We start from the raw sequence: 11,565 nt of genomic DNA, 5'->3' as shown, positions 1-11,565 counted from the left end.
GTTGGGGGCATCGAGCGCCCCCAACGCCGCTTTGGGGAAATCCCGGGAGCAGGCCGACGCTCAGGGGCGTCGGCACCTGGGGGTCGTGAGTGGCAACAAGTGTTCTAACACTCGTAGGCACTCACGAGCCACCCACCTAGCCGAGCGCCGGCCCCATCCCGAGCCACGCCACCTATCAACAAGGTTCAGAGGGGGTTGGGTTCGCCGAGAGGGGCGGTGACAAAGGGGCCGCCGACGTACTCGGCGGCGGGGCCGGTGAGGGCGGGGGCGGTGATCTGGTCGGCGAAGGTTTCGGCGTTGTCGAGGGATTTGTAGCCCAGGGCCTCGGCTTCGGCGAGGGAGTAGATGCGGCGGGTGTTGTCGGAGACGCCCCAGATCAGCCGGTAGCCGGGCGACGGGGTGGCGAGGCAGGCTTCGAACAGGCGCGCGCCGTCGTCGGGGGAGAGCCAGGTGACGAGGCCGCGGGGGCCGAGGACGACCGGGCTCGGGAAGCAGGAGCCGATGCGGACGACGATGACGTCCAAGCCGAATCGGGAGTGGTAAAGGCTTCCGAGCGCTTCGATGGCCGCCTTGCTGACGCCGTAGAAGGTGTCGGGGCGGGCGGTGGAGTCGGCGGGCAGGCCCGTCTCGCCGGCTTCGTCGTTCCGCCGGAAACCGACGGTGTGGTTGCTGGAAGCCAGGATCACGCGCGAGACACCGGCCGCGCGGGCGGCTTCGAGGACGGTTTTGGTGCCGTGGACGTTGACGTCGAGCGTCTCTTCCCACGACGTCTCCCGGCTGTGACCGCCGAGGTGGATCACCGCGTCGACACCGGCGCACGCCTCGGCCATCGCCGCCGGGTCGGTGACCGAACCGGAGATCAGCTCGACAGCTTCGCCCGCCTCCGCGGCCGGCTGGCCGGACAGGTCCAGCAGGCGCAGGATCCGGCCCTCACGGCGGAGCCGCGAACGCATCAAGCCGCCGACGATGCCCGCGGATCCGGTGATCAGGACGCGCTGGTCTGCCATCGATGTTCTCATTTCTTGTATGGGGAACAGGGGAGAAATCAGCGAATTCCCGCGCGGCGCAGGCGTTGCCCGAGCTCCGCGGTGGTCTCGGCGAGCAGTTCGCCGACGCGTTTGGCGTCGTCGTCGGTGACCTGGCCGATGGGCATGGAACAGCTCATCGCGTCGGTGGCGGGGATCCGGTACGGGATCACCGCGGCGACACACCGCACCCCGAGGCTGCCTTCCTCGATTTCGGCGCCATAGCCGCGTTCCCGGGTCAGGGCGCATTCGGCGTGTATGGCTTCGACCGAGGTGATCGTGTTCGGGGTCAGCGCGTTCAGCGGGTCGCGCAGCACGGCTTCGATCTCGTCGTGCGTCAGCTCGGCGAGCAGCACCTTGCCGAGCGCGGTGGCGTGCGCGGGCAGGGTCCGGCCGACGCGCGACACCAGATGCGTGGACCTGATCGACTCCCGGGTCTCCAGGTACACGACCTCCGCGCCGTTGCGACGCGCGTAGTGCGCGGTGAACCCGGTCTTCTCACGGACGAGTTCGAGCGCTTCGGTCGCGTAGGGGACAACCGGGTCACGATCGAGATACGCCGTGCCGCAGATCAGGGCCCGGACCCCGAGGCGATAGCGCGCGGTGTTCGAGTCCGCTTCCAGCCAACCAGCGTCGAGCAGCGTGCGAAGCAGCCCGTGCAGGCTTGACCTGGGGAAACCGGTCCTCGTGTGCAGATCCGACAGCGAAAGCCAGACGTCGTTCGACGCGAACGTCTCCAGCAGATCGATGGCGCGGCGCGCCGATTTGACTCCCGCGGGCTCGACGGCGTTCTCGCCTGCCGGGATTACCACCTTCTGCGGCATTGGGCGCTCCTCCATCTGGCCGTTGACACCTTCGTCACGCCATATTAACGTCCCGGGACAACGTTCCTGTGTATGAACCATAATCACTATAACAGACTCCGTTCACAAGCGTGAACAGCGAGAGGGGTCAGCGGTGCATTTCCTCGACTGGACAATGGTGTGCGGTTACTTCGTACTGATGGTGGTGATCGGCTGGTGGTCCCATAAGAAGGTTTCCAACGTCAGCGACTTCTTCACCGCCGGCGGCAAGATGCCATGGTGGCTGGCCGGAATCTCCCATCACATGTCCGGCTACAGCGCGGTTCTCTTCGTGGCGTACGCCGGTGTGGCGTACACGAGCGGGATCACGGTCTACTTCTGGGGCTTCGCCAGTATCGGCATCGGTGTCGGGATCGGCAGCTGGCTCTTCGCCGCCCGGTGGAACCGGTTGCGGTCGAAGGTCGGCGTGGCCTCGCCGCTCGAATACCTGGCCAAGCGGTACAACATCCCGACGCAGCAGGCACTCGCGTGGAGCGGCAGCCTGCTGAAGATCTTCGACATCGCGGCCAAGTGGTACGCGGTGGCGACCCTGCTCAACGCCTTCGCCGGGGTCCCCTACGTCTGGGGCATCATCCTCACCGGCTCGGTCACCCTCATCTACTGCACCGCCGGTGGTCTCTGGGCCGACGCGCTCACCGACTTCGGCCAGTTCGTCATCCAGGCCGTCGCCGCGCTCGTGATGATCTGGGTCATCCTGGACAAGCTCGGCGGTATCTCCGGTCTCTGGACGATGTGGGCGAAGCTGCCCGAAGGACACCTCGACCCGGCGACCTCCAAGTACACGACCATCTTCCTCATGGTCTACGTGCTGGTGAAGACGCTCGAATACAACGGTGGCATGTGGAACCTGGCGCAGCGCTACATGGCCGCGCCGAACACCCGCGAAGCCCGCCGCGGCGCGCGTCTTTCGTCCGCTCTCTACCTTTTGTGGCCGCCGGTCCTGATGTTCCCGATGTTCGCGGCCCCGCTGCTCATCCCGGGCCTCAAGGACCCGAACACGTCGTACGCCGTGATGACGCTGACCTTCCTGCCTCCCGGCCTGATCGGCCTGGTGCTGGCCGGCATCTTCTCGCACACGATGGCCATGGTCTCCTCCGACGCCAACGCGATCTCCTCGGTGATCACCCGCGACATGCTGCCGGTGCTGTGGCGCCGGGCGAAGTCGTTCACCGAGGTCGAGGGACTGCGTGCGGCCCGGATCTCCACCATCCTGTTCGTGGTGGCGACCATGATCGTCGCGACCCAGGCACAGCAGCTCGGCGGTGTGCTCCAGATCGTCGTGTCGTGGGTCGCAGCCCTGATGGGCCCGATCTCGGTACCCTTGTTGCTGGGCATGCTTCCGGCGTTCCGCAACTGCGGGCCGCGAGCCGCGCTGGTTTCCTGGGCGGGCGGGCTGATCGCCTACGCGCTCTGTTACTACGTGTTCCTCGCCAACCCGACGGTCACCGTCGCCACGCCGGTGCTGGTTTCGCTGGCCCTCTTCAGCGGGCTTGGCCTGCTGGCCCCTGAGCGCAGGGAGTCGACGAACGCCATGATCGAACTGATCGGCCGTGAAGACGACATCGAGGTCGGCGGCAAACCACCGGCCGCGTCGGCGGTACCCGCATGAGCGAAGCCACCCTCCGCTCATGATCCCCTCAGAACGAAAGAGCTGAAAGTTGATGGCACAACCCAACATCGAGCTTGACGGCCTGCTCGCGTTTCCCCTCACCCCGTTCACCGACGACCTTGAGCTGAACCTCGACGCGTTCGGTGAAACGGTCGAGGGACACGTGGAAGCCGGTGCCGGAGCACTGTTCATCGCCTGCGGGACGGGTGAGTTCAGCGCGCTGGCGGCCGACGAGCAAGCCGCGCTCCTGCGAACGGCGCGTGAGGTGGTCGCCGGTCGAGTGCCGGTCTGGGTTGGTGCCGGAGGCGGCGCGGCGACGGCGCGGGCCGGGATCGCGGCGGCACAGGAAGGGGGCGCCGACGGCGTCCTGCTCCTGCCGCCGTACCTCGTGTCCGGGCCGCCGTCCGGCCTCGTCGACCACGTGCGCTACGCGGTGAACGACACCACCATCCCGGTCATCGTCTACCACCGCTCGAACGGCGCGTTCACCCCGAAGTCCGCGCCGGCCCTGCTCGAAATCCCGTCCGTGGTCGGTCTCAAGGACGGCGTCGGCGACGTCGAACTGATGACCAGGATCGTGACCGCGATCCGGAGCTCGGACTCACCGCGCGCCGGGGAGTTCCTGTTCTTCAACGGTTTGCCGACGGCCGAGGTCTCGGCACGGGCGTACAAGGCGATCGGGGTGGCCCGCTACTCCTCGGCGGTCCACTGCTTCGCGCCGGAGATCGCGATCCGCTTCCACGGCGCGCTCGCGGCCGGGGACGACAAGGTCATCGACGCGCTGCTGGCGGGCTTCTACCTGCCGCTGGTGGCGCTGCGGGACGAAACCACGGGTTTCGCGGTCTCGCTGGTGAAGACGGCCGCGCGGCTGCGGGGCGACAAGGTCGGCGGCGTCCGGCCGCCGCTCGTCGAGCCCGAGGCGGAGCAGATCGACCGCCTGGAAAAGATCGTCAAGGACGGCTACGCGCTTCTGTCCACTCTGGACGGTGCGCGCTGATGAAGATCGTCGGCGTCGTCCTGACCCCGGTCGCGTTCTCCGATCCGCCGCTGCTCAACGCGATGGGCGTGCACGAGCCGTTCGCGTTGCGCAGTGTGGTCGAACTGCGCTGCGAGGACGGCGTGGTCGGCCTCGGTGAGTCCTACGGTGACCTGGCTTTCCTGGACCAGGTAAGGAAAGTGCTGCCGGAGCTGGCCGGGCACGACGTCTTCGACCTGCCCGGCCTGCGCCGCATCGTGACGCGGGTGCTGGGCGGGGCGGTGTTCGCCGACGAGCACGGCCTCACCGGCGGCTTTTCGGTGAGCAAGACCATCGCCAGTGTGTACTCGCTGTTCGAGGTCGCTTCCATGGACGCCCAGGGGCATTACCTGGGCCGTCCGGTGGTCGACCTCCTCGGCGGGCGCGCGCGGGACGAAGTCGACTTTTCGGCGTATCTCTTCTACAAGTACGGATCGCATTTAAACGCCGAACAGGACGTCTGGGGCGAAGTGCTCACCCCGGAAGCCCTTGTCGGCGAAGCGAAACGGATGATCGACCGATACGGCTTCAAGTCGATCAAGCTCAAGGGCGGTGCGCTGGAACCCGACCACGAGATGGACGGGATCCGCGCGCTGGCCGAGGCCTTCCCCGGTCACCCGCTGCGCATCGATCCGAACGCGGCCTGGACGGTGGAGACCTCGCTCCGGGTGGCGAAGGAACTGGAAGGCGTCCTCGAGTACCTGGAGGACCCGACGCCGGGGATCGACGGCATGGCCAAGGTCGCCGAGCAGGCGAGCATGCCGTTGGCCACCAACATGTGCGTGGTGCGTTTCGAGGACATCGAGCCCGCTTTCCGGGCCAGGGCCGTCGGTGTCGTGTTGTCGGACCACCACTTCTGGGGTGGTTTGCGTGACACCCAGGCGTTGTCGAAGACCTGTGAGGCCTTCGACGTCGGCCTGTCGATGCACTCCAACAGCCATCTCGGCATCAGCCTCGCCGCGATGGTGCACGTCGCCGCGGCGACCCCGCACCTGACGTACGCCTGTGACACGCATTGGCCGTGGCGCAGCGTCGACGTCATCGCGCCCGGAGCGCTGGAGTTCCGCGGTGGCGCGGTGGCCGTGCCCGACAAGCCGGGGCTCGGCATCGAACTGGATCCCGACGCCTTGGCCAGGGCACACGAAGACTATGTCCGATGTGGACAGACCAAACGAGACGACGTGACCTACATGCGCAAGTTCGTCCCCTCGTTCGAACCCAACACGGCACGGTGGTGAAACCATGCGAGTAATCGGTTACGCCTATCCGTGGGACATCCTCGACGCCCCCGGTTTCGTGGACCGGGCGCGGGAACTCGAGGTCGACGAAGTCGCGGTGGCGGTTTCGTACCACAGCACGCGGTCCGCGACCCCGTGGTCGCCCGAGGGTACTTCGGTGGTCGCCCGGCACGCGGCTCTCTATCGTCCGGTGCGGGAGGAAGCCTGGCGTGACGCCAAGTTACGTCCGGCCGCACCGGACTGGGTCTCGGTCCCCGACAGCGCCGGGGACGCCGTCCGCGTGTTGAACGCGGCCGGTATCCCCGCCGCCGCGTGGATCGTGCTCACACACAACTCCCAGCTGGGCACCGAGTTCCCCGAGTTCGCCGTGCGCAACTGTTTCGGCGAGAGCTACCCCTGGGCGCTGTGCCCGTCGCGGCCCGAGGTCCAGGCGTACGCGGCGACGTTGACCGCGGAATGCCTGGCGGGGCTCGACTTCGCGTCGGTGCTGCTCGAAGCGTGCGGTCCGCTCGGCGCGGTTCACCAGCACCAGCACGAAAAGACCGACGGGGTCTGGTCTCCCGCGGTCGCGCGACTGCTTTCGGTGTGCTGCTGCACGGCGTGCGCAGACGGCTGGGCCGAGTCCGGGGCCATCGCCGAAGACGTCCGCAACGCCCTGCGGACCGAGGTCCGCCGCTTGGTGGACAGCGCCGATCTTTCGGCCACGGCCGACAAACTGCCCGCCAAGCTGACGGCCGCGATCCTCGAAACCCGGCAGCGCGGCACCGATCAGCTCCGGCGTGGCGTGCTCGCCGCGATCAAGCCCGGCACCAGGGTCGTCCTGCACGGCGCGCTCGAGCCCTGGGTGACCGGGGCACTTCCCGGTCTGACCCCGGCCGCGGCCGATGACGTCGACGCCGTGGTGCTGCAGAACTGGGCACCCGGACAAGGAAGTGTCGACGCCGTCGCCGCGGCGCGCAAGAAGCTTCCATCCACTGTGGACGTCGGCAGCTACATCACCGCGGTGGCCGCGAGCCCGGTCCCCGATATCGAGGCCTACGCTACGGATCTGGCCAAGGCCGGTGCTTCCGAGCTGCACCTCTACCACCTCGGGCTGGCCGGCCCCGGCCGCTGGCCGGACATGCACGCCGCCACGAGCGCGGCACACGCTTTCCGAAAGAAGGATTCATGACCCAGGACACCGATTCCGCCACCTTGGAGCGCGTTCTCGCCGGTGCCGCGGATGCGGCCGGACCAGCAGCCGCTTCGACGCCCGCCGAGCGCGCGGCCTGGCTGATCGCCGTCGCCGACGCGCTGGACGACTCCGCCGGCGAGCTCATCGCGCTGGCAGCGGCCGAAACGCACCTCGCGCCCGCACCGCGGCTGAAGGGCGAGCTCGCCAGGACGACGTTCCAGTTGCGCCTGTTCGCCGGTGAGCTGGACAACGGGCACTTCCTCGGCGCCACGATCGACCACGCCGACGCCGCGTGGCCGATGGGCCCGCGCCCCGACATCCGGCGCGTGCTGATCCCGATCGGCCCGGTACTGGTCTTCGCCGCCAGCAACTTCCCGTTCGCGTTCAGCGTCGCCGGTGGCGACACGGCGTCCGCGCTGGCCGCCGGTTGCCCGGTGGTGCTCAAGGCGCACCCGGGTCACCCGGAACTCTCCAGCCGGACAGGCGCGCTCGTGCACGACGCGCTCGTCGCGGCCGGTGCGCCGGAAGGGATCTTCGCGGTCATCCACGGGGTCGACGTCGGTGTCACGGCACTGCGTGACGAGCGGATCGCGGCTTCGTCGTTCACCGGTTCCGTGCCGGGTGGGCGCGCGCTGTTCGATATCGCCAACAGCCGTCCGAACCCGATCCCGTTCTACGGCGAACTCGGCAGCGTCAACCCTGTCGTCGTCACCCCAGGCGCGGTGGCCGCGCGCGGCGAGGCTGTTGCCAAGGCGTACGCGGGTTCGTTCACCACGGGCGCGGGCCAGTTCTGCACCAAGCCCGGCCTGCTTTTCCTGCCGGAGGGCCACGGCCTCGAGGACACGTTGAAGGAAGCCGTTTCCGGTGTCGCCGCCCAGCCGATGCTGAACGAGCGCATCGCGGAGGGCTACACCCGCGTGCTGACCGGGATCCGTGAGGTGCCCGGCGTCGAGGTGCTGGCGGAGGCCGGACAGGACGGTCCGGTGTTCACCCCGACGCTGCTGAGCGTCAGCGGCAAGGAGTTCCTGGCGGCCGGTAAAGCGATCCACCAGGAATGCTTCGGCCCGGCGTCGCTCGTGGTCACCTACACCGACCAGGCCGAGCTGGTGAGCCTGCTCGACGAACTCGAGCCGGGGCTCACCGCGACCGTGCAGGGCGAGGAGAGCGAAGCCGAGCTGGTGCGCGGTGTGCTGCCCTCGCTGATCAAGCTCGCGGGCCGGTTGCTGTGGAACGAATGGCCGACCGGGGTCACGGTCAGCTGGGCGCAGCAGCACGGTGGCCCGTACCCGGCTACCACCGCGCCGACGTCCACGTCCGTGGGAACCGCGGCCATCGAGCGTTTCCTCAGGCCCGTTGCGTGGCAAGGCTTCCCGGACGCGCTGCTGCCGGAAGCCCTGCGTGACGACAACCCCTGGAAGCTCCCGCGCCGCACGGACGGCCAGCGCTAGACAGACTCTGAAGACCTCTTCGGCGGCGCCCCTCGCCGCCGAAGAGGTCTTCAGCGAACCCGAAAAACCCAGCAAGCCAACGAAGTCTTGACCCTGGAGGCCCGTCATGCCCATGAACCGGAGGACTGCCCTGCGCGGAAGCGCGGTTGTCGCGGCGGGCGCCGCACTGGGGGTCGGGGGTGCGCTGCCCGCGTTCGCCGCGCCGGCCGCCGCGGCGCGACCGGCGGCACAGGATTTCGCGGCGATCGAGGCCGCGTACCGCGTGCTGCAGGTCGGGAGCAACCGGCGGTCGCGCGAGCGGGACAAGGCCGTGGCCGCGATCGACGAGGTCGCCGAGGGCTACAACTCGACCATGAACGTCGGCGCGGACCAGCTGTGGGCCGACCTGCCGATCGGCCCGGGCAGCACCTACTTCCCGAAGATGTACTACAAACTGCGCACGATCGCCGTCGCCTGGGCGACCCCGGGATCCGCGCTGTCGGCGAAACCCGAACTGCCCGGCCGCATCCTGTCCGCTTTGGACACGTTGTACCGCCTGCAGTACAACGAAAACACCGGTGAGATCGGCAACTGGTACGTCTACGAGATCGGCGTGCCGTACTGGGTGCTGCAGATCCTGGCGTCGATGGGGGACAAGGTCTCCCCGGCCGATCGCGAGCGGTATCTGCGGCCGGTGCTGAAGTTCGTGAGCGACCCGAACCGGCGTGGCAACACTCCCTCGCTCGTCGAGACCGGCGCGAACCGGGCCGACAAGGCGATGATCGCCGTGCTGTCCGGCGCGATGCTGGGCGACGCGGCGCGCGTCACCACCGGCGTCGCGGCGGTCACTGACGTCGCGGGTGGCGGCGCGGCCAGCCTGGTGAAACTGGTGACGAGCGGCGACGGGTTCCACACCGACGGCTCGTTCCTCCAGCACGACGTCGTGCCCTACCCGGGCCATTACGCGCTGGTGCTGCTGCAAGCCGTCGCGAGCCTGATCGAGGTCACCTCCGGCACGGCCTTCGAGGTCGCGGCCGACGTCCGCGAGCAGATCTATGACATCCTGCCCGACGCCTGCGCGCCGTTCATGTTCAACGGCTACATGATGGAACCGGCCAGGGGGCGGTTCTTCTCGCGGCAGGGCGAAACGGGCCACGACGCCGGGCACCAGTTGATCGCCGCGACCGTCCTCATGGCACACAAGGCCGAGGAGCCCGCGCGTTCGCGGCTGGCCGGGCTCGCCGCGGACTGGATCGACCGCAACAAGTGGGCGCCGTTCCTCGACGTCGTCGACGTCCAGCGGTTCTCGGGCGGACTGCAGCCCGTCGGTGTCCCCGAGGTCGAGTACGCGCAGGAACTCCTTGCCACCAAACCGAAGCGCCCGCCGGTCGTGCCCGTGCACCGCGTCTTCGGGCAGGAAGACCGGATGATCCACGTGACCCGCGACTGGTCGGCGTCGCTCGGTATCAGTTCCACGCGGATCTGCCGCTACGAGTCGATCAACGGGATGAACCTGCGCGGCTGGTACACCGGCGACGGCGCGCTCTACACGTTCCTGCCGAGTGCGGAGGGCCACTACAGCGACGCCTACTGGCCGACCGTCGACGCCAGGCTGATCCCGGGAACGACCGAAAAGGATTCCACCCCGACGCCACTCGGTTCGGTGCCGGTGACCCCGCTGCACCACACCGGCGGAGTGCGCTGGGACGCCGAACACGGCGCGCACGCGATGGACTTCGTGTCGCAGGACGGCACGCTGACGGCGAAGAAGTCCTGGTTCTTCACTCCCAGCGGCGTGGTGTGCCTCGGTGCGGGCATCACCGACGCGTCCGGCGCGAACGTGCGCACCACGGTGGAAAACCGGAGCCTCGGCGAGAACGGCAGCGGCGTGCTGCTGGCCGACGGGCACTTGTCGTCGACCCGCTTGGGCCAGACGTCCACTTTGGACAAGGCGCGCTGGCTGCACTTGAAAGGCGTCGGCGGCTACATCCTGCTCGACGACGCCAAGCTCTCGGTGTTGCGGGAGGACAGGACCGGCGCCTGGGCCGACGTCGACACGGGCGCGAACACCGGCGGTACCACGACGCCGTACACGCGGCGGTACCAGAAGATCGTGATCGAGCACGGGGCGAAACCGTCCGGCGCGTCGTACGCCTATGCCGTGCTCCCCGGGGCGTCGCTGGTGTCCACAGTGGCCTCCGTATGGGCGTGGCGGGTCCGGGCGAACACCCGCACCGCCCAGGCGATCCTGTTGTGGGACAACACCTTGCTGGCCAACTTCTTCGCGGCCGGCACGGTGGACGACGTGACCGTCTCCGGCCCGGCGTCGATCGGCCTTGGCCGGACCCGCAAGGGCTGGCGGCTCACCGTCTCCGACCCGGCGCAGACCCAGAACACTATCCGGGTCACCGTGCGGCGCAAGGTCGTGGACGTCCCTGTCGCGGGCACCTTCGGAGCCACCCAGACGGTAGAACTGGGTAACTGAGCGCTACGCGCGGCCACTGTTCAGCCAGTGGTCGCGCGTAGCCCATCACTGTACTTAGTGGACGGTTAGCGAACGCATAGCGGGCACTGCCATCGTGGTGATCAAGATCGAAATTCACCAACGAAAAGGGCAGTGATGAAAAAGAATCACGTTATCGCTGGAGTGCTCGCCGGAATCGCCCTGTCGCTGGGCATGGGCGCGACGGCCGAGGCGGCGCCCGCTCAGCCCGACGGCGTCACGGCGACGACGCTCGAGCTTTACTCGGACTTCGACTACGACACGCACTGGCTGCACGGCGGCGTCGTCAGGTACTTCACCGATTCGTCGGACGACCTGGAGCGCGCCCAGATCGGTGACGCGGTCAGCTCGCTGAAGAACACCACGCCGTCGGCCTGGGTCGTCTACGAGCACCAGGATCGCAAGGGTGCCGCTTACTGCGTCAAAGCGGGGCAGCAGATCCCGGACATGCGCGCGAAGCACAACTTCAACGACAAGATGTCCTCGGTGAAGCGGCTTTCGCAGGCTTCCTGCGCCGGGCAGACCGCCTGGTAACCCCGCCTGGGCAGGTGGCTCGTGAGTGGCTACGGGTGTTCTATTGATGGGTAAGGCAAATGTGGCGTGTTCAATCTGCGGCGTAGCGGACTTCTTGTTTGCCGAAGAACGCTTTCACCCTGCCGGGCTGGTTCTGACGGCGGCGTAGATGGGTCCGGGCCTCCTCGGCGAGTTCCT

9 protein-coding genes are annotated in these 11,565 nt (G+C 68.1%); 7 read left to right on the top strand and 2 right to left on the bottom strand.

Annotation, left to right across the window (positions count from 1 at the left end; all coding sequences use genetic code 11):
- Window positions 1-185: 185 nt before the first annotated feature.
- Window positions 186-1,007, bottom strand: coding sequence for an NAD(P)-dependent oxidoreductase (locus tag VGP60_RS36280; RefSeq protein WP_327552725.1), 822 nt, complete (start codon window positions 1,005-1,007; stop codon window positions 186-188).
- Window positions 1,008-1,045: 38 nt separating this feature from the next.
- Entirely contained in the window at window positions 1,046-1,849 is an 804-nt protein-coding gene (locus VGP60_RS36275) for an IclR family transcriptional regulator (protein ID WP_327552724.1), read from the bottom strand.
- A 133-nt stretch (window positions 1,850-1,982) separates the two neighbouring features.
- On the opposite strand from VGP60_RS36275, the gene VGP60_RS36270 reads away from it, so the two are divergent.
- The 7 genes from VGP60_RS36270 to VGP60_RS36240 all read left to right on the top strand — a co-directional run bounded on the left by VGP60_RS36270 (window position 1,983) and on the right by VGP60_RS36240 (window position 11,388).
- The gene (locus VGP60_RS36270) at window positions 1,983-3,497 is read left to right on the top strand and encodes a sodium:solute symporter family protein (RefSeq protein WP_327552723.1); all 1,515 of its coding nucleotides are present in this window, start codon (window positions 1,983-1,985) and stop codon (window positions 3,495-3,497) included.
- Window positions 3,498-3,549: 52 nt separating this feature from the next.
- Complete coding sequence (locus VGP60_RS36265; RefSeq protein ID WP_327552722.1) at window positions 3,550-4,494, top strand: 5-dehydro-4-deoxyglucarate dehydratase; 945 nt, start codon at window positions 3,550-3,552, stop codon at window positions 4,492-4,494.
- Entirely contained in the window at window positions 4,494-5,750 is a 1,257-nt protein-coding gene (locus VGP60_RS36260) for a glucarate dehydratase family protein (protein ID WP_327552721.1), read from the top strand. The genes VGP60_RS36265 and VGP60_RS36260 overlap by 1 nt, the downstream gene beginning before the upstream one ends.
- Before the next feature lie 4 nt (window positions 5,751-5,754).
- On the top strand, window positions 5,755-6,921 hold the full coding sequence (locus tag VGP60_RS36255) for a hypothetical protein (RefSeq protein WP_327552720.1): 1,167 nt from the start codon (window positions 5,755-5,757) through the stop codon (window positions 6,919-6,921).
- Window positions 6,918-8,372 carry an aldehyde dehydrogenase (NADP(+)) gene (locus VGP60_RS36250; RefSeq protein WP_327552719.1) on the top strand — a complete coding sequence of 485 codons (1,455 nt, stop codon included), beginning with the start codon at window positions 6,918-6,920 and terminating at the stop codon, window positions 8,370-8,372. The genes VGP60_RS36255 and VGP60_RS36250 overlap by 4 nt, the downstream gene beginning before the upstream one ends.
- A gap of 112 nt (window positions 8,373-8,484) precedes the next feature.
- The gene (locus VGP60_RS36245; protein ID WP_327552718.1) at window positions 8,485-10,836 is read left to right on the top strand and encodes a polysaccharide lyase 8 family protein; all 2,352 of its coding nucleotides are present in this window, start codon (window positions 8,485-8,487) and stop codon (window positions 10,834-10,836) included.
- A 135-nt stretch (window positions 10,837-10,971) separates the two neighbouring features.
- A complete protein-coding gene (locus VGP60_RS36240) occupies window positions 10,972-11,388 on the top strand; it encodes a hypothetical protein (protein ID WP_327552717.1) in 417 nt (138 codons plus the stop codon).
- The last annotated feature ends 177 nt before the right edge of the window (window positions 11,389-11,565 follow it).

Origin of the sequence: Amycolatopsis sp. (genome assembly GCF_036008905.1) — a bacterium.
Lineage (GTDB): Bacteria > Actinomycetota > Actinomycetes > Mycobacteriales > Pseudonocardiaceae > Amycolatopsis.
The sequence above is the reverse complement of the archived record's forward strand: the minus strand, read 5'-3'. Positions and strand labels throughout refer to the sequence as shown.

Bases quoted from the DNA above. Each gene is read 5' to 3' on its own strand.
- VGP60_RS36280 (WP_327552725.1), bottom strand. From the start codon at position 1,007: ATGGCAGACCAGCGCGTCCTGATCACCGGATCCGCGGGCATCGTCGGC.
- VGP60_RS36275 (WP_327552724.1), bottom strand. From the start codon at position 1,849: ATGCCGCAGAAGGTGGTAATCCCGGCAGGCGAGAACGCCGTCGAGCCC.
- VGP60_RS36265 (WP_327552722.1), top strand. From the start codon at position 3,550: ATGGCACAACCCAACATCGAGCTTGACGGCCTGCTCGCGTTTCCCCTC.
- VGP60_RS36260 (WP_327552721.1), top strand. From the start codon at position 4,494: ATGAAGATCGTCGGCGTCGTCCTGACCCCGGTCGCGTTCTCCGATCCG.
- VGP60_RS36255 (WP_327552720.1), top strand. From the start codon at position 5,755: ATGCGAGTAATCGGTTACGCCTATCCGTGGGACATCCTCGACGCCCCC.
- VGP60_RS36250 (WP_327552719.1), top strand. From the start codon at position 6,918: ATGACCCAGGACACCGATTCCGCCACCTTGGAGCGCGTTCTCGCCGGT.
- VGP60_RS36245 (WP_327552718.1), top strand. From the start codon at position 8,485: ATGAACCGGAGGACTGCCCTGCGCGGAAGCGCGGTTGTCGCGGCGGGC.
- VGP60_RS36240 (WP_327552717.1), top strand. From the start codon at position 10,972: ATGAAAAAGAATCACGTTATCGCTGGAGTGCTCGCCGGAATCGCCCTG.